Here is a 16,318-nt window from a genome sequence, read left to right on the forward strand (position 1 = left end):
CCGACCGATCCCACCTCGGCCGTCCACCGGAACGCTCCGGCCCGGCCTCACATCACGTCGGACAGCCGGACGAACCGCCGCCCCGCCCCCAGCAGCCCCGGCACCGCCGCCGCGATCCCGGGGGCGGTGCCGCCGCCCGGGTGGTTCATGTGGCCGATCACGATCGCCCCGGGCGGCGCCGAGGCCACCTCGGCGCGCACCTCGGCCGCGCTGAGCGTGGCCCCGCCGTCCCCGTTCACGGTGAAGCCCGCGACGCGTTCGCCCAGCTCGGCGACCACCCGGGTGGCCACGTCGTCGTAGTGCGCGGTGCCGGAGCGGAAGAACCGGGGCGGGCGCCCGAGCAGCTCGGCCAGCTTCCGGGCGTTGCCCGTGACCTCGTCGTACACCTCGCCGACGTCGCCCGTTCCGGCGATGCCGTAGGCGGACCGGCCGGTCACCGAGAGCGGCCGGTGGACGGTGCCGTGGTTGCCGATCTCGAACAGCGGGTCGCCGGCGAGCTGCTCGAACGCGTCCGGGTTGGCGTCGATCCAGCGGGCATTCAGGAAGAGCGTGGCCGGGACGCCGTTCGCGCGCAGGAAGTCGATCAGGTCGGCGTCGTAGCCGTTCCCGCCGGGGCCGCCGCAGGCGTCGAAGGTCAGCGCCATCGCCCGCTCGCCCTCGGGCAGCTCGGTGATCACCCCGGCGACGTCCAGGCCCCAGTCGCCGGGGGCCGCGTCGCCGTACCGCTGGACCACCTCCGCCCGGGTCGGCTCCCGGCGGGCCGAGGGAGCGGCGGACGGCGTGGCGGACGGCGTGGCGGTCGGCACGGCGGTGGGCGTGGCTGACGGCGTGCCGGACGGTGTGGCGGTGGGCGCCGCCGCCGGCGGGACCGGAGCCGAGGGCGACGGGGCCCCCTCGGTGGCCCGCCTGGTCCGGCACCCCGCCAGCGCGCCACCGGCCACCGCCGCTGTCAACAGCGCCCGCCGACTCAGTGCCACACCGGCCTCCCGATCCATCGCCACTGGTCATATGAACTGACTACATGACTATGAACCGACCAATCGTCACTCCCCGCAACTCGCCCCCGCCCCCGCCCGCACCCCCTTTCACCGGCCCGCCCCGCCCTGGTGCGCCCCGCCTCACCCCCGGTTCACCCCCCGAGGGGAGACAGCCGGCACCACCGCCCACGCCAGCCCGGAGGCCCCGATGCCCGCCGACCCACCCGGACCGACCGCCCCTCAGCCCGACACCCCGCACCCCGCCCGCCGCGACCTGCTCCGCACCGGTCTGGTCACCGGCGCCGCCACCGCCCTCGGCCTCACCGCCGCCACCGGCCCGGCCGCCGCGGCCGCACCGAAAACCGGCCGGCAAGCCGCCCAGCGGGCCGACCGGACCCTCACCCTCACCGGCCACCTCCCCACCGGTGCCCCCGACTTCGTCTACCTCCCGGTCGAAGTCCCGGACGACGTCCGCGAGATCGCCGTCTCCTACGGCTACGACAAGCCGCAGGTCCCGACCGGCACCCCCGGCAACTCCTGCGACATCGGCCTCTTCGACGAACGCGGCACCGACCTCGGCGGCCCCGGCTTCCGCGGCTGGTCGGGCGGGTTCCGCACCGAGTTCACGGTCGCCCGGGACACCGCCACCCCCGGCTACCTCCCCGGCCCGATCAACCCGGGCACCTGGCACATCGCCCTGGGCCCCTACCAGGTGGCCCCCCAGGGCCTGGACTACCACGTCCAGGTCACCCTGCGCTTCGGCGCCCCCGGCCCCGAGTTCACCCCGCACTACCCGCCGGAGCGGGCCCGCGGCCGCGGCCGCGCCTGGTACCGGGGCGACTGCCACCTGCACACCGTCCACTCCGACGGGCGCCGTCTGCCCGAGGAGGTCGCGGCCGGTGCCCGCGCGGCCGGCCTGGACTTCATCGTCTCCACCGACCACAACACCAGTTCCTCGCACGCCGTCTGGGGCCCGCTGGCCGGCCCGGACCTGTTGATCCTGCCGGGCGAGGAGATCACCACCCGCAACGGCCACTGGCTGGCCCTCGGCCTGGAGGCCGGCCAGTTCGTCGACTGGCGCTACCGCTCCCGCGACGAGGAGTACCCGCGCTTCGTCCGGCAGGTCCACCGCTCCGGCGGCCTGGTGGTGCCCGCGCACCCGTACTGCCCGTACGTCGCCTGCCAGTGGAAGTTCGGCTACGAGCACGCCGACGCCGTCGAGGTGTGGAACGGCCCCTGGACGTACGACGACGAGTCGGCCGTCGACACCTGGGACTCCCAGCTCGCCGTCGCCCTGCGCGGCGGCCGCTCCTGGCTGCCCGCGATGGGCAACAGCGACGCCCACAGCGCGCCCCAGGTGATCGGCTCCCCGCACAACGTCGTCCTCGCCGAGGACCTCACCCGGGACGCGGTCCTCGACGGGCTGCGCGCCGGGCGCAGCTGGCTCGCCGAGTCCGCCGCCGTGCACCTGGACTTCACCGTCACCGGCGACGGACGCCGGGCCGGCATCGGCGAGGAGCTGACCGTTCCGGCCGACGCCCCGCTGGACGTCCGGCTCACCGTCTCCGGAGTGCCCGGCGGCACGGTCCGGCTGCTCACCGACGAGGGGCAGCTGCACCAGGAGTCGCTGCCCGCCGACGGCTCCGGGACGGTGGTCTGGCGCACCACCGCCTCGCTCGCCGCGTACGTCCGCGCCGAGGTGCGCCACCCGAGGGCGGACGGCACCCCGGGCAAGGGCAACACCATGGGCGGGGAGCTGCCCTGGGGCCCGATGGCGGCGCTGACCAACCCGATCGTGCTGCGCGCCGAGGAACGCTGACGGCCCGCGCCGATCGCCCGCGGACCGGGAGGGGGACGACTCGGGGCACCCGTTTGGACTAGGTTGATCCCCGAAACCCATCAGTCGTAGGGATGAGGCGGTCTGCTGTCCGCATCCGGGCCGACCGGCTCCTTCGCACTCCGACCGCCTCGCCCCGGCTATCCGCCCGTCCCCGGCCCGCGAAGGGATCAGCAGCTGTGAACCGTACGACCGTAGGTGGGCCGGAGCTCGGGGGCGGCCGGGGTGCCGGGGGCGTCCTGGTCCTCGTCGACCCGACCGGGGGCGGGCACAGCCCGGTCGCGGGGCTGCTCGCACGGGAGCTGCGCCCGAGCGTCCACCTGCGGACGGACGACTTCCTGCGGGTCATCCGCAACGGGCAGCTGGCGCCGCACCTCCCCGAGGCCGGGCGGCAGAACGCCACGGCGCTCGCGGCCGCGGCCCAGGCCGCCTTCGCCTACGCCACCGGCGGCTACCAGGTCATCGTCGAGTGCCCGGCTCCCCCGGCCACCCTCGCCACCTTCCGCCGCGAGAGCCGCACGACCGGCGCCGCCCTCCACTACGTCGTCCTCGAGCCCGCCCCCTCGGCCCCCGACGCCCAGGAAGTCCCGGAGGCCCAGGAGCCTCAGGACGCCCAGGAACCCCAGAACGCCCCGGACGCCCGCCACACCCTCGGCACGTCCGCCCTCACCTCCGAAGCCACCGTGAAGGCCGTCCTCACCGCCCTCACCACCCGCACCCACCTCCTCGGCTGGTAGGACCGCGGGCGGCCGCTACGCGCCGACCACGCCGTCGATGGCCTCGCGCAGGAAGTCGGCGTGCCCGTTGTGACGGGCGTACTCGTGGATCAGGTGCAGCATCACCAGGCGCAGCGAAACATCGGCCTCCCAGCGGGGCTGGTGTCCGGTGACGTCGAGGGTGGGTGCGGCGAGTTCGATCCGGCGGGAGTGCTCGACCTCGGCCTGCCAGGCGGCGAAGGCCTCGGCGCCGGTGGCGTCGGTGGTGTCGTACGCCACCTGGTAGTCGCCGTCGGCGGACCACACCAGCGGGAGGTCCTCGCCGTTGATCACCTTGCGGAACCAGGTGCGCTCGACCTCGGCCATGTGCCGGACCAGCCCGAGCAGGCTGAGCGTGGACGGCGGGCTGGACCGCTGCCGCAGTTGCTCGTCGGTGAGGCCCTCGCACTTCATGGCGAGGGTCGCCCGGTGGTAGTCGAGGAATCCGCGCAGCATCTCGCGCTCGCCATCGGTCAGCCCGGGCACGGGGCGGTTGTCGGTGCTCATCTCTGGTCACTCCTGTTCGTCGGTGATCGCCTGGAAGTCCCGGCGGACTGTAGCGAACCGGCCGCCCGCAGCACATCGGGTTTTCTCCTTGAGCACGCCCCGGTTCTGCCCGTCACCCAGCGTGTTCGCGACACCGCAGGTTTGGGTACGTACCTCGGCACGCCCGACGGCCGGGCGCCCATCGAGCAGGAGACCCAGCGGCCCATGGACCACAACCACATCCCACCGACGGTGCGCCGGACGTACGGCAGGGACGATCTGTCGCAGACCGCCGGTTTCGCCGGCGGCTTCATCAACTTCGGCGACTGGCAGGGCATCGACCTCACCGCTCCGACCATCGAGGACCGGGTGCGCAGCCAGGAGCAGTTGTACCGGCGGGTCCTGCGGGCCTTCCCGGAGCCGCGCGAATCCCTGCGGCTGGCGGAGGTCGGCTGCGGGCGCGGGCTGGGGGCTGCACTGGCGCTACGGGAGTTCCGTTTCGCGGCGGTGACGGGTGTGGACATCCATCCGGACCAGGTCGAGCGCGCCCGCGCCGTCAACGCGAAGGCCCTGGCCAGCTATCCCGACCGGCTCTCCTACACGATCGGCGCGGCCGACGAGCTGCCCTTCGCCGACGGCTCCCTGGACGGCCTGTACTCCGTGGAGGCCGCCCAGCACTTCCGTGAACTCGCGGGCTTCGCCGCCGAGGCCGCCCGGGTGCTGCGCCCCGGCGGCCGCCTGGTGGTCACCACCTTCTTCACGGCCCCGGGGCCGGAGGCCGCCGAGCGCCTCAAGATCCTGCTCGCCAGTTTCGCCGACGGCCTGGACGTCGCCCATCCCCTCGACGGCTTCGTCGCGAGCCTCACCGGGGCCGGCTTCGCCACCGTGGCCACCGAATCGATCGGTTCGGACGTCTGGCGGGGCTTCGACCGCTACCTCGCCGACGCCATCCCGGCCGGCCACTGGACCCACCACTTCCTCACCGCCTGGCGTGACGGCCTGCTCGACTACCACGTCGTCACCGCCGACCGCGCCTGACCCGCACCGGCCGGGGCGCGGTCCGGTCCGGGTCGCGCCCGCACCTGCGCGGAGCGTACGAAGGGCCCGTCCGCGCGGCTCACGGACGGGCCCAGCCGGGGCTCGGGGGCTTCTCGCCCCGCGCGATCGCTCCGCGCGATTGCCCGCGCGATCGCCCCGCGCGACAGGAGGCAGGGCCTCCTGGCTCCCGGCCGGGTGCGGAGACCCGTCGGGCCACCACGAGGCCCTGTGCGTGACGCCCCGGCCGCTCCACGAGCACCCGATCGAGACCCGGCTCGATCGGCGCGCCCCACGAGCGGCCCGGCGGCGCTTCCCGCAGCGGCACCCGTCAGACGTCCACGGTCTGGGCCTCCAGCGGCGCGGCCGCGTCCTGCGAGGTCTTCGCCGGCCGGTCGGCGAGCTTGAGCCAGATCACCCCGGCGATGATGACGGCCAGCCACGCGGCCTGGACGGCTGTGAGGGTCTCGTCGAAGATGACGGGGCCCAGCAGCGCCGCGCCGACGGACCCGATTCCGGCCCAGACGGCGTAGCCGATGCTGACCTCGATGGTGCGCAGTGCGGCACTCAGCGCCCAGAGCGTCAGGAGGAAGAAGACGACGGCGACCAGTGACCACGTCAGCCGGGTGAAGCCGTGGCTTCCACCGACGGAGAGCGCGTAGCCGACTTCGAACCCGCCGGCGAGGAGGAGCATGATCCAGGAATTGGCTGAGCTGCGCCCGGTGTTGGACATGTGCGCGAGTCCTTTCGAGGGGAGGGGTCGGATGGGGACGGGATTCTCAGGCGGCGCCGCTGAGCTGGAGGCCGACGACCCCGGCGATGATGACGGCGATGCCCACGGCCTTGCGCCAGTTCAGGCGCTGGCCGAAGAGCAGGGCGCCGAGGAGGGTGATGCCGATGCCGGCGACGGAGGTCCAGATCGCGTAGCCGACGCCCACGTCGAAGGTGAGCAGCGCCTTGCTGAGGAAGAAGGTTCCGAGGGCGCCGGTGATCAGGGTCACGGCGGTCCACGGACGGTTCTTGAAGCCTTCGGCCTTACCGGCGGCGATGGCGACCGCGATCTCGAAGAGGTCCGCGATCGCGAGGTAGAACCACTGCATGACTGGTCCTTTCGTTCGTTGGAGGTCGGCGTTGCACGGGGAGGGGGGCGGGTCCGCCGTGGAATCCGCGGGGCGGTCGGCGGGCACGGCGAAGCGGTGTCCCGCTGCACGTCGGCAGGCGGAAGCCAGTGGTGGGGCGGGTCGACTCGGCAGCGGCGGGTCGGCCGGGCGGGCGTGATCGGGTGTCGCCCGCAGCCGGGCGGCACGGCCGGCGGGACGGCGTCAGTGACGTTCCGTCCGCCGGCCGGTCCGGCGGCCCGGCGCTCGGGTCAGCTCAGCAGCCGTCGATCCGGCAGGCGGGAGCGTCCCCGGTGGCGGCCTGTTCGGCCTGGGCGTCGAGCACGGCCTTGCGGATCTGGGCCACGCCGGGGACGCCTTCGATCCGGTGGCGCCCGTCGATGATGATCGTGGGAGCGACGGAGATGCGGAAGGCCTGGGCGGTCCGCAGCGCCGCCTGGTGGGCCTCGGTGTAGGTGCCGGCGGTCAGCGCCTGGGTGAACCCCGCTGCGTCAAGGCCCAGTTCGGCGGCGATGTCGGCGAGTACCTCGGTCCGGCCGATGTCCCGGTTCTCCTGGAAGAAGGCCCGCAGGACGCGCGGGGTGTACTCGGCGGCCCGGCCGTGCTCGGCGGCGTACTGGTAGCCCTCGAAGGCCAGCCGGGTGTAGGGCTGCGGGGAGACCGTGGGCAGGGTGATGTCCACGCCCATCCGCCGGGCCATCGGGTAGACCGAGCGCTCCCAGATCGCCGGCAGGTACGGGTCCTCCGGGCGCAGCGTCGGGGTGGGGTGGGGCCGCAGTTCGAACGGCATCCACTCGATCTCGACGTCGAGGTCGCGGGTGGCCTCGTGCAGCGGGCCCTCGGCGAGCATGCAGAACGGACAGACGTAGTCCGACCAGACCTTGATGCCGACCTTGCCGGTCGTCGTAGCGCTCATGACCGCCCCTGCTCCATCGCGAGGAACTCCTCGAACGGCTTCGTCCCCTCCGGGACCTGCAACCAGGTGACCTTGACCGGCCAGTTCTCCGGATCCTCGGCGAAGATCGAGTACGAGCTCGTGTAGTCGAAGCCGTACCGGGCGGCCGTCTTGCGGTCGACCACGTTCACGATGTGGCTGACGTTGAAGTACAGCGAGGCCATGTAGCACAGGGCGCACGGCTCGCCGGAGGCGAACAGGGTGGCCCCGGCGGTGGCGTGCAGTCCGTACGTGGCGGCGGCCTCGCGCAGTGCCGTCACCTCGGCATGGGCGGTGGGGTCGTTCTCCTCGCGCACCCGGTTGACGCCGGTGCCGAGGATCCGGCCACGGTTGACCACCACGCCGGAGAACGGGATGCCGCCCTTGGCGACGTGCTCGCGGCTGATCCGTACCGCCTCACGGGCGTATTCGGTCAGTTCGCTCTGTGAAAGCTCGGAGTTACGCAACGCTGCTCCCCCGCTCAGACCGCGGCCGGGGCGTGGGCAGTGGGCGCCGTGACATCAGGCATGGAGTCCCCAGTAGTTGCTTGTATGTACATGTTCTTTGAGCCCGCAAGCGGCTCAAGCGCGTAGGTAGAGCTTGCATGAACATACATCTTGCTGTCAATCGCAACTACGGGGAACGGCCCCGGAAGTTCGCCCGCCGCCCGGCCACCGGCGGCCGGGTGACGGCCCGGCAGGCGTTCGCCGGGCCGTCCGAGCGGCGTGGCGGGCTACCGCCGCCACCTCCCCGGGCGCCGCGGGGGCGGCTCAGACCGCGAGGGGGTAGCTCAGCGCCTTCTCCTCCGCCCACCGCGCGTGGGGCGCCAGCGGCGGCCTGGCCCGGCCGTCACCGCCCGCCCCGGGCCCGGGGCGGGGGCACTGCTGATCGGGGTCGGCGGCCAGGCGGCTGTAGGTGAAGGCGGCCGAGACCAGCGCCATGTGGTGGTGCCAGCCCGGGAAGGAGCGGCCCTCGAAGTCCCTGAGCCCAAACCTTCGTTGGAGCAGATCGACGGTCTCGCCGGTCGCCGGGTGCCGCTCCGCGTACTCCAGGAGCGACTCGACCGGACGGTGCGTCATATTGGTGATCCACAGCTGCCCCGGCCCCGCCGGGTGGCCGTCGGACTGGGTGAACAGGCGGAAGGGCTGGGGCCGTTGGTCGGCCGCGACCACCCCGGGGATCTGGACCATGCCCTCATGGACCACCCCCCGGACAGGTCTCGCCGCGGTGGGACGGACCTCCGAGCCCCGGTCGCTCAACTCCCGGGCCGCCGTGATCACCGGCCGGCGCGCACCGGAGGGATGCGGCTCCATCGGGGCCAACGGGAAGCCGTCGGGGATCGCGACGACGAAGTCCAACCGGCGCTTGATCAGTCCGTGGAGGAGCCGGCGCGAGTCCAGGTAGCCGTCGAGGTCCACGACCACCGGGACCGGCTCGTACTGCGAACGCCGCACCATGACGTCGAGCACGTCGAGGAGTTGACTCTCGGACGAGGACGTGGCGGTCCGCGGGATGCGGGCCCGCTCACGGAGGGGGCCCCGGGCCCACGGCTCGGGCAGCACGAGGCACCAGCCCACGGGAAGCTCGCCCGCGTCGGTCGACATGAAGACGGCAGCGCTCACCTGGCAGTTGACGGTGCGTCCGGTCTGCGGGATGAACCGACGGTGCACTCCGCAGGACTTCTCACCACGCTTGGGCAGGACGACGGGGGCGGCCGTCCAGGCCCGGGGGCGCACCCGGGCTTCGGCCCACCGGCGCAGCTGGTCGCACACCGGCTCCCACTCCCAGGGGCTCTCGTTGATGAACTGGTGCAGAGCCTGCGCTGCCGTCGGGGAGTCACACGCCACGGCCGCGAGCCGGCGGATGGACTTCTTGCCGGGTGTGCTGAGGAGGCCGTTGACGTACGCGTGGGCCCACCTGCGCTGGTCGGCCCTGCGCAAGTGGCCGAAGAGCTGGTCCGTGAACAGGGCGACGGAGTCCCATCCCCTCATAGTTTCCCCTCCGGTGCTGCGGCTGCGGGCTTTCACACAGCCACCCACAATAAAGAATGACCAGTATTTTTTTCTGGGGGAAAGGGATTCCGGCCGCCACTTCGCCAACTTCCCACGCGTCATGGCGCAAAACCCACCGGATGGGAGATGAGGCGGGTGCGAACCGGTCCGCTTGTCGACGGGATCTCCGTGACGGGTGTGACCGGGGAGGGGGTGCGGCCAGGGCGGAGGGGCCGCCGGAGCGCGGTTCGATAGACCGGCGTTCAACCAACCGCCGTCCGATCAGCCGCCGTTCGGCCCAGCACCGTTCGGCCGAGTACCGTTTGGCCGAGCACCGTTCGGCCGATCGCCGTTCGGCCGATCGCCGTTGGATCAGCCGCCGTTCCGGTCGGATCCCTCCCGGGCTTCCCCGTGCGAGAGGGGCGGCGAGGGCATCCGGTCGTGGGAGCAGGGATCGGGGTCGGGTTCCGGCCGGGCGCTCAGGCCCGCGGCGGCCCGCCGCCACAGCTGGCCGAGTTCGTGCTCCACGGTCCGCACCGGGCGGCCGGCGCGCAACCGCGCCTCGGCGCCGGCCAGCAGGTAGGCGACCAGCAGCTCGATGTCGGCGAGCTCCAGGTCGGTGGTGCCGCCCGCCCGGGCGAGATCCAGGGCGTGGAGCAGGGTGGGGCGCCAGGCCTCCTCCCAGGTGGGCTGGGAGCCGGGGCACTCGTACGCGAGCCGCATGGCCGCATGGGCCCGGACGTCCTGCAGGAGGAAGGCGGCCAGCAGTTGGGTGAGCCGGCTGACCGCGACCAGCCCCGGCGTGGTGAGCTGCTGCACCTCGTGGAGCGCCGAACTGACCGCGGCCGCCCCCGCCTCGACGACCGCGAGCGCCAGCTCCTCCTTGGTCAGGAAGTGGAAGGTCAACGCCCCGGAGGTGACACCGGCGGACTGGCTGATGCGCGCGAGTGTGGCACCGGTGTAACCGTGGGTGGCGAACTGCTCGGCGGCGGCGTCGATCAGGGCGGACCGGGTCTGTTCCGCGCGCGCCTGCCTCAGCACAGTGGCGCGCTCCGGGCCTGCGTGCCGGGTGCGGTCGCGGACCGCTGGGCGCCCTGGGGACATCGTGTGAGTTGCATAGCCCCTCCGACTGGTTCGTGTACCTGCCCCGCGACGACGCGGCAAGCATACCCCGGCCGCCGACGGGCTGACGCGTGGTCGGAGGCCCTCGTCCGCCCGGCTCGGGAGGGAAGGGGCGGACGGGCACGGCTCCGCGTACCGGGACAGAAGGGAACCGCACCGACCTGGGCGAGGAACGCTGTTCGCGTCCGGACCGACCGGGCGTGACGACAGCGCTCCTCACCCAGGGGCGCGGTGGATCGCAGTACGTGCCCATGGGCCGGGTGCGCACCGGCCGGCACGTGGCAGGGTCTTCCATTCAGGTCTGCGGCGAATACCCGCCGAAACGGATTCCTCAGGGGGGCGCGCGAGTTGATTACCGGGGGGCCTCGGGAAAGGCCGGACCACCGGATCCCGTTTATGTGAGCGTGGGGCTTCACAGGGGGGCGCGGCAAACCCGTGGTTGCCTGCGTCTTTACGCGCGCATGAGGATCACCGCAGAGCCGGCAGGTGCGATCCGTCCGGCCGGCTCTGCGCCGCCGGAACGTCGAAGGCGTCCTGGGCGTCCTGGCGTCGGGCACCGTTGCGGCAGTCGTACTGCAGGAAGTTCTGCAGCTGGTCCGTACGCCGCAGGTGCCCCTTGATCAGGACCATGCCGTACATGTGGTCGCCGGTCTCCCGCCAACAGACCAGCGGGAGGCGGTAGGTGTCGCCCTCCGGGGTTCCGAAGACGGCCTCGTAGCCGTGGGCGTCCAGCAGGGTCACGAGTGGTCGCCCTTCGGTGTCGTGGCGAACAGGTGCCCGTAGTCGGTGATGCCGTGGGCGGTGGCGGCGGCACCGGCGAGGTGGAGGGCGTGCCAGAGGATCACCTGGTTCGCGGTGACGACGTTGAAGCCGAGCTCGTCCTCCAGAGCCTTGATGGTGCCGACCGCCCGGATGCCGTTGCCGGCCACGAGGACGGCCTCCGGCCGGTGGGCGGCCACCGTGGTGCGGATCCACGCCGACAGGTTCTCGGGCGTGATGGCCTTCTGGTTGGAGGGCAGTCCACAGGGGCCGTGGTAGACCACGTCGTACCCGAACTCGGCGAAGTAGCCGGCACCTTGGCCGGAGAGCTCGTCGTCGAACCACGGCGGGTTGACCACCGCGATCCGGCGGGCGCCGAGCGCGTCGAAGGCGGCGCGGGCGGCCCTGGTCGTACCGGTGATCGGCAGGCCCCGGGTGACGGGCAGCAGCCGCTCGTACAACTCCCGCTCGCCCTGGGCCTTCAGCGCGTAGCTGGAGGAGGTGAAGCCGAGGGTGAGGGCGTGCAGCGGGGAGGCCGCCAGCAGTTCGACGGCGTTGTCCAGGTACGGGGCCTGGACGAAGGCCAGGATCGGGTCGTGCGGGATCTTCTCGTCCATCTCACCGCCCGGGCGCATGGCGGCGAAGTGGATGCGCGAGCCGTGGATGGACACCGAGGCGGGGGCGATGGCCTGCAGTTCGGCCTCGGGGCCGACGTCCGCGTGCGGCACGACGACGCCGATGCGGGTCGAGGCGTCCCATCCGTCGACGGGCGAGGGAATGCTGGTCATGGGCTTCTCTCCTACCGGGTGAGCGCGGACTCGTCGGCCAGGCGGCCACCGCTGACGGTGCCGGTGCCGCCGGCGTCGAGGAACTTGGGGTGCTTGCGGCGCATGGCCTGGAGGACGAAGTCGTAGGGGACGTCGTCGAAGGCGCCGTGGTCGGTGAGGAACTCCATGGCGCCGCCGCCCTGGTGGGGGTGGTACAGGCTGTCGCCGAGCCCGTCGAACTCCAGGGCCTGCATCCCGTACAGCTTGCAGAGCAGCTTGTTGAACACCGGGGTGGCCTTGACCCACTTGCCGTCCAGGTGGACCTGGGTGAGGCCGTGGAAGAACACGTCGCCGCCGATGTGGTCCAGGAGGCGGGGCGAGGCGAGGTGGTTGCGCACGTCGCCGTACACCAGGCGGGAGGGCACGCCCAGGGCACGCACGGCGGCCGCGTACAGCGCGGACTTGTGCAGGCAGAAGCCGGACTTGGTGGTGGCGGTGTGCGAGGCCCTGAGGCCCTCCCGGGACAGGGGGGCGCCGTAGACCTCGTAGTCGACGCCGTCGCGCACCGCGTAGTACAGCTCGACGGCGTTGGTCCGCCGGTCGGCGGAGCGGTCCTTGACGGCGTGGTCGATGAAGGCCTGCACCGCTTCGGTCTCGTAGTCGAGGAACTCGGTGGGGCGCGTGAGGTGGTCCAGCTGGTCGGTCATGTCGGGATTCCTGTCCGCTCAGAGTCCGAGGAGCATGGCGATGCGGTTGCGCTGGATCTCGGAGGTTCCGGAGTAGATCGTTCCGGCGATCGAGTTGCGCAGGTCGCGCTCGATCCCGTGCTCGGTGAGCACGCCCCGTCCTCCGTGGATCTGCACCGCGTCCAGCGCGGTCTGCACGTTGGCCTCCGACACGACGGTCTTGGTGGCCGCGAGGTCGAGCGAGGCGTCCTCGTTGCGTTCGACCTTGGCGCCGGTGTCGGTGAGCCACTTCCGGGCGGTCTCCACCTGGATCTTCATGTCCGCGATCTTGTGGGAGACGCCCTGGTAGGAGCTGATGGGCCGGCCGAACTGGCGGCGCTCCTTGGCGAAGGCGATGGTCTCCTCCAGGCGCCTGGTCATCTCGCCGAGGGTGATGGAGAAGCCGAAGAGGACCTCGCGCTTCATCACGTAGTCCAGGACGCGGAAACCGGCGCCCTCCTGCCCGACCCGCCGGCTGACCGGGACGCGCATCCCGTCGAAGGCGAGCGTACCGATCGGGCTGGTGCGCAGGCCGATCTTGTCCATCGCGGGGCCCACGGTCAGGCCGGGGGTGTCGGCGTCGACCAGCAGCGTGGTGAGGCCGAAGGGGCCGGGCTTACCGGTGCGGACGTACAGCAGGAACAGGTCGGCGACCGGGGCGTTGGTGATGAACATCTTGTCGCCGGTGACGACGTAGTGGTCCCCGTCGCGGCGGGCGACGGTGGACAGGTTCATCGCGTCCGACCCGCCGGACTGCTCGGTGATCGCGTGCGCGGTGATCGCCTCGCCGGACATGATCCTCGGCAGGTGCTCCTCCTTCAGTTCGCGACTGGCGAACCGTTGCAGGGGCGTGCCCACGGACACGATCTGCGTCGAGGCCGAGAAGGACAGGCCCGCGTCCCGGGAGGTGTAGCCCAGGCCTTCCAGGGCGCGCATCGTCTCGGTGAGGCTGTGGCCGGCGCCGCCGAACTCCGGGGCGAAGGGGACGCGCAGCAGGCCGGTCTCCTGGAGCGCCTTCCACTTGTCGCGGGGGAAGGCGCCCGCCGCGTCCAACTCGCGGGTCTCGGCGTTGAGTTGCTCGGCCCACGGGGCGGTGAGGTGAAAGAGGTCATCGGTCACGGGAGATCCTGGGGTCCGTTTCGGCAGTGGATCGGGCAACAGTGGATCAAGGTCATGCCATGACGACGTTCGCGGCTCGCGCGGACGGCCGCGGGTCCGGACGCCCGCGTGGCCGGGGCGCGGCCCGGGCCCGGCCCGGATCCCGACGGCGTACGGGGTCCGGGCCGGGGCGTGCACTGGCGGCCGGAGGGGTGGCGGCGGCTCAGTACTGGGAGAACCCGTCCGCGGACAGGGTGTGCTTCTCGTCCCCGTTGATCGGCGGGTTGAAGATCGAGACCAGGTGGAGGTCCTCGTCGGCGGAGGCCACCAGGTAGTGCGGGTCGTGCTTGTCGAGGACGTAGATGGTGCCCGGCACGATCTTGTGGCGGGTGCCGTCCTTCTCCACGACCTCGCCCGAACCGCCGATGCAGTAGCAGGCCTCAAGGTGGTTGCGGTACTGCAGGGCGCTCGAAGTCCCCTTGCGCACAAGGGTGTCGGCGACGGCGAAGCCCATGCCGTCACGCTTGGTCAGAAGCCGGTAGCTCAGGCCGTTGCCCCACTCGACTGCGGCGACGTCATCGAGGCTGCGGGTGAACATCTCTCTGGTTCTCCTTCGATATCGGATGGTGCGTCGGTTCTGTTCGGTGCGGTGCGGTTCCGCGCGGCTCGGTGCGGTTCCGTTCCGTGCGGTGCGGTGTGGTGCGGCTCGGTGCGGTGCGGCTCAGTGCGGCTCAGTGGGCCGGACCGCCGGGGCGGATGCTCAGGCGGCCGCGGCCGGGCGGTGGTCCGCGATCATCGCGACGATGGCGTCGATGGTGCGGAAGTCGTCCGGGCCGAAGTCGATGTCGTCGACCGGGATCCGGTAGACCGAGGTGAGGTGCCCGAGCATCTTCACCAGGCCGAGGCTGTCGATGACTCCGGAGTCGAGCAGGTCGTAGTCACCGGTGAGGTCCGAGACGTCCTCCCCGGCCAGGAACTGGTCCACGATGTAGGCGCGGACCTCGGCGGCGATGGCGGCGGTGCTCATGCGTCACTCCCCTTCATGAGGTTCTGCTTGATCAGGTTCCGGTCCGGCTTGCCCGTCGAGGTGCGGGGCAGCGGAGCGGCGGTGAGGTACACCGAGGCCGGGATGGCGTGGCGCGGCAGCTGGCGGCCCAGGTGGGTGCGCAGCCGGAGGCTGGTGAGGTCGGTGCCCGGACGCTGGGTGACGTGGGCGTGCAGCCGGACGCCGGCCTGCGGGTCGGGCAGCGGCACGACCACGGCCTCCGCGACGTCCGGGTGGGCCGCGATCACGTTCTCGACTTCTTGCAGGTTGGTGCGCACGCCCCTGACCTTCACGTGCCAGTCCGCGCGCCCTTCGAGGAAGTAGAGGCCCTCGGCGGTGCGGGTGACGATGTCACCGGTGCGGTAGAAGACCCGGCCCTCGAGTCGGGTGAACACCGCGTCGTTCAGGTCCTGCCGCAGGTAGCCGCTGGTCTGGAACGGTGTGGACACCAGGAGTTCGCCGGTGCCGGCCGCGTCGAGGCGCCCGCCCTCGCCGTCGACGACCAGGGCGTCGGTGCCGCGGATGGGACGGCCGATGGGCATCGGGCCGTCCACGGCGGTGGGGTCGACGCGGTGGATGAAGGAGTCGTTGGTCTCCGTGCAGCCGAACACGTTGTGGAAGGCCGCCCGGGGGAACGCCGGCGGGACGCGTCGCAGGAGGTCGGCCGGCATGCGGTCGCCGGTGAAGATCGCGTGGCGTACGGCGGCGAAGGAGCCGCCGCCCTCCAGGAGCAGCCGGTACATCATCGGCACGCCCTGGACGAACGTGACGTCGTGCCGGGCGACCAGTGCGGCGAGGTGTGCGGCGTCGGTCGCCCGCTGCTGCTCCACCAGGACGACGCACGCTCCGAGCCGGAGGAAGGTCCAGATGTCGAGCAGGGCGAGGTCGAAGTTGAGGGGCGCGTACGACAGGGCGGTCTCGTCCGGCGTGAGCGCGAACTCGTCGACGGCCCAGTCGGCGAAGGCGTCGAAGCCGGCGGTCTCGATCGGTACGATCTTCGGCGTGCCGGTCGAGCCGGAAGTGGTCAGCAGCAGCCGGGTCCGCGCCGGGTCCGGCACCGCGAATCCCTCGGCCTCGCTCTCCTCGGCCCGTGTCGGCAGCGCGGTGAGCGCGCCGTCGTCGGCGGCGGTGAGGAGGTGGGAGACGCGCGCCTGCTGCGCCAGGCGTTCGAGTGCCGCGCTGCCCAGGTCCGGTGAGGGGGCGAGGGCGATGTGGCCCTCGTGGAAGACGGCCAGCAGCAGCGCGATGGTCTGCGGGTTCTTGTGCGCCGGGACGCACAGGGTGCTGCCTGCCGGGAGGTTGAGCTGTGACAGGTGGCTGCGCAGCCGGCGGGTCAGGTCGTTCAACCGGCCGTAGCTGACGGCCAGGTCGTTGAAGTGGAGCGCGATGCGGTGGGGCCGGTTCTCGCCGTGAGCGGCGACGGTCGCGGCCAGGAGGGACGATGGCACGGCGGGATTCCTCGCGGTCGGCTCAGCCGTCGGTACGAGTAGCGATCGGCTGTTCGAATTCGTGCGGTGTCGACGTTGAAGGTACCCGGCGAACTGGATGCTTGGTCAAGCATGCACTTGGCGAAGTGAGTGTGACGCAGGCCACCAGAGTTGCATGTCCAAGCAAAAACCCCGAACGCGGAATGCGTTCGGGGTGAGGTCGGGGCGGCCGGCCTGCCGGG

The 16,318-nt window shown here is 72.1% G+C and carries 18 protein-coding genes; 3 read left to right on the forward strand and 15 right to left on the reverse strand.

What is annotated here, in order from left to right; all coding sequences use genetic code 11:
• Nucleotides 1-47 precede the first annotated feature (47 nt).
• The gene (locus tag ACZ4WV_RS10635; protein ID WP_465744918.1) at nucleotides 48-806 is read right to left on the reverse strand and encodes a polysaccharide deacetylase family protein; all 759 of its coding nucleotides are present in this window, start codon (nucleotides 804-806) and stop codon (nucleotides 48-50) included.
• A 379-nt stretch (nucleotides 807-1,185) separates the two neighbouring features.
• On the opposite strand from ACZ4WV_RS10635, the gene ACZ4WV_RS10640 reads away from it, so the two are divergent.
• The gene (locus ACZ4WV_RS10640; RefSeq protein ID WP_465744920.1) at nucleotides 1,186-2,796 is read left to right on the forward strand and encodes a CehA/McbA family metallohydrolase; all 1,611 of its coding nucleotides are present in this window, start codon (nucleotides 1,186-1,188) and stop codon (nucleotides 2,794-2,796) included.
• A 197-nt stretch (nucleotides 2,797-2,993) separates the two neighbouring features.
• The gene (locus ACZ4WV_RS10645; RefSeq protein WP_465744922.1) at nucleotides 2,994-3,551 is read left to right on the forward strand and encodes an ATP-binding protein; all 558 of its coding nucleotides are present in this window, start codon (nucleotides 2,994-2,996) and stop codon (nucleotides 3,549-3,551) included.
• A 15-nt stretch (nucleotides 3,552-3,566) separates the two neighbouring features.
• On the opposite strand, the gene ACZ4WV_RS10650 is transcribed toward ACZ4WV_RS10645, so the two are convergent.
• Nucleotides 3,567-4,076 carry a DinB family protein gene (locus tag ACZ4WV_RS10650; RefSeq protein ID WP_465744924.1) on the reverse strand — a complete coding sequence of 170 codons (510 nt, stop codon included), beginning with the start codon at nucleotides 4,074-4,076 and terminating at the stop codon, nucleotides 3,567-3,569.
• Nucleotides 4,077-4,217: 141 nt separating this feature from the next.
• Here ACZ4WV_RS10650 and ACZ4WV_RS10655 point away from each other — a divergent pair, with 141 nt between their 5' ends.
• The gene (locus tag ACZ4WV_RS10655) at nucleotides 4,218-5,093 is read left to right on the forward strand and encodes a class I SAM-dependent methyltransferase (protein WP_465744926.1); all 876 of its coding nucleotides are present in this window, start codon (nucleotides 4,218-4,220) and stop codon (nucleotides 5,091-5,093) included.
• A gap of 328 nt (nucleotides 5,094-5,421) precedes the next feature.
• Here ACZ4WV_RS10655 and ACZ4WV_RS10660 read toward each other — a convergent pair whose 3' ends face one another.
• The 13 genes from ACZ4WV_RS10660 to ACZ4WV_RS10720 form a co-directional block, all read right to left on the reverse strand.
• Nucleotides 5,422-5,823 carry a DMT family transporter gene (locus ACZ4WV_RS10660; RefSeq protein ID WP_465744928.1) on the reverse strand — a complete coding sequence of 134 codons (402 nt, stop codon included), beginning with the start codon at nucleotides 5,821-5,823 and terminating at the stop codon, nucleotides 5,422-5,424.
• Nucleotides 5,824-5,869: 46 nt separating this feature from the next.
• Nucleotides 5,870-6,190, reverse strand: a complete 321-nt coding sequence (locus ACZ4WV_RS10665; RefSeq protein ID WP_465744930.1) for a DMT family transporter — start codon at nucleotides 6,188-6,190, stop codon at nucleotides 5,870-5,872.
• Between the two features lie 274 nt (nucleotides 6,191-6,464).
• Complete coding sequence (locus ACZ4WV_RS10670; protein WP_465744932.1) at nucleotides 6,465-7,124, reverse strand: DsbA family oxidoreductase; 660 nt, start codon at nucleotides 7,122-7,124, stop codon at nucleotides 6,465-6,467.
• The gene (locus ACZ4WV_RS10675) at nucleotides 7,121-7,609 is read right to left on the reverse strand and encodes a nucleoside deaminase (RefSeq protein WP_465744934.1); all 489 of its coding nucleotides are present in this window, start codon (nucleotides 7,607-7,609) and stop codon (nucleotides 7,121-7,123) included. The genes ACZ4WV_RS10670 and ACZ4WV_RS10675 overlap by 4 nt, the downstream gene beginning before the upstream one ends.
• 303 nt (nucleotides 7,610-7,912) lie before the next feature.
• Nucleotides 7,913-9,133, reverse strand: a complete 1,221-nt coding sequence (locus ACZ4WV_RS10680) for an IS701 family transposase (RefSeq protein ID WP_465744936.1) — start codon at nucleotides 9,131-9,133, stop codon at nucleotides 7,913-7,915.
• A 372-nt stretch (nucleotides 9,134-9,505) separates the two neighbouring features.
• Entirely contained in the window at nucleotides 9,506-10,174 is a 669-nt protein-coding gene (locus ACZ4WV_RS10685) for a TetR family transcriptional regulator (protein WP_465744938.1), read from the reverse strand.
• A gap of 549 nt (nucleotides 10,175-10,723) precedes the next feature.
• Complete coding sequence (locus tag ACZ4WV_RS10690; RefSeq protein ID WP_465744940.1) at nucleotides 10,724-10,996, reverse strand: DUF6253 family protein; 273 nt, start codon at nucleotides 10,994-10,996, stop codon at nucleotides 10,724-10,726.
• Nucleotides 10,993-11,802 (reverse strand): maleate cis-trans isomerase family protein, encoded by an 810-nt coding sequence (locus ACZ4WV_RS10695; protein WP_465744942.1) that lies wholly within the window; start codon nucleotides 11,800-11,802, stop codon nucleotides 10,993-10,995. Before ACZ4WV_RS10695 ends, ACZ4WV_RS10690 begins: the two co-directional genes overlap by 4 nt.
• A gap of 11 nt (nucleotides 11,803-11,813) precedes the next feature.
• Nucleotides 11,814-12,488, reverse strand: coding sequence for a transglutaminase-like domain-containing protein (locus ACZ4WV_RS10700; RefSeq protein WP_465744944.1), 675 nt, complete (start codon nucleotides 12,486-12,488; stop codon nucleotides 11,814-11,816).
• Between the two features lie 18 nt (nucleotides 12,489-12,506).
• Complete coding sequence (locus tag ACZ4WV_RS10705; RefSeq protein WP_465744946.1) at nucleotides 12,507-13,625, reverse strand: acyl-CoA dehydrogenase family protein; 1,119 nt, start codon at nucleotides 13,623-13,625, stop codon at nucleotides 12,507-12,509.
• A gap of 202 nt (nucleotides 13,626-13,827) precedes the next feature.
• Nucleotides 13,828-14,202 (reverse strand): ectoine synthase, encoded by a 375-nt coding sequence (locus tag ACZ4WV_RS10710; protein WP_465744948.1) that lies wholly within the window; start codon nucleotides 14,200-14,202, stop codon nucleotides 13,828-13,830.
• 162 nt (nucleotides 14,203-14,364) lie between these two features.
• Complete coding sequence (locus ACZ4WV_RS10715) at nucleotides 14,365-14,631, reverse strand: phosphopantetheine-binding protein (RefSeq protein WP_465744950.1); 267 nt, start codon at nucleotides 14,629-14,631, stop codon at nucleotides 14,365-14,367.
• Nucleotides 14,628-16,097 carry an AMP-binding protein gene (locus ACZ4WV_RS10720; protein ID WP_465744952.1) on the reverse strand — a complete coding sequence of 490 codons (1,470 nt, stop codon included), beginning with the start codon at nucleotides 16,095-16,097 and terminating at the stop codon, nucleotides 14,628-14,630. The genes ACZ4WV_RS10715 and ACZ4WV_RS10720 overlap by 4 nt, the downstream gene beginning before the upstream one ends.
• Nucleotides 16,098-16,318 lie beyond the last annotated feature (221 nt).

The organism is Kitasatospora sp. NPDC029312 (assembly GCF_055569215.1).

What these genes read in the sequence shown, in the direction of transcription:
- ACZ4WV_RS10640 (WP_465744920.1), top strand. Translation starts at nt 1,186, where the DNA reads ATGCCCGCCGACCCACCCGGACCGACCGCCCCTCAGCCCGACACCCCG.
- ACZ4WV_RS10650 (WP_465744924.1), bottom strand. Translation starts at nt 4,076, where the DNA reads ATGAGCACCGACAACCGCCCCGTGCCCGGGCTGACCGATGGCGAGCGC.
- ACZ4WV_RS10660 (WP_465744928.1), bottom strand. Translation starts at nt 5,823, where the DNA reads ATGTCCAACACCGGGCGCAGCTCAGCCAATTCCTGGATCATGCTCCTC.
- ACZ4WV_RS10665 (WP_465744930.1), bottom strand. Translation starts at nt 6,190, where the DNA reads ATGCAGTGGTTCTACCTCGCGATCGCGGACCTCTTCGAGATCGCGGTC.
- ACZ4WV_RS10670 (WP_465744932.1), bottom strand. Translation starts at nt 7,124, where the DNA reads ATGAGCGCTACGACGACCGGCAAGGTCGGCATCAAGGTCTGGTCGGAC.
- ACZ4WV_RS10680 (WP_465744936.1), bottom strand. Translation starts at nt 9,133, where the DNA reads ATGAGGGGATGGGACTCCGTCGCCCTGTTCACGGACCAGCTCTTCGGC.
- ACZ4WV_RS10695 (WP_465744942.1), bottom strand. Translation starts at nt 11,802, where the DNA reads ATGACCAGCATTCCCTCGCCCGTCGACGGATGGGACGCCTCGACCCGC.
- ACZ4WV_RS10700 (WP_465744944.1), bottom strand. Translation starts at nt 12,488, where the DNA reads ATGACCGACCAGCTGGACCACCTCACGCGCCCCACCGAGTTCCTCGAC.
- ACZ4WV_RS10710 (WP_465744948.1), bottom strand. Translation starts at nt 14,202, where the DNA reads ATGTTCACCCGCAGCCTCGATGACGTCGCCGCAGTCGAGTGGGGCAAC.
- ACZ4WV_RS10715 (WP_465744950.1), bottom strand. Translation starts at nt 14,631, where the DNA reads ATGAGCACCGCCGCCATCGCCGCCGAGGTCCGCGCCTACATCGTGGAC.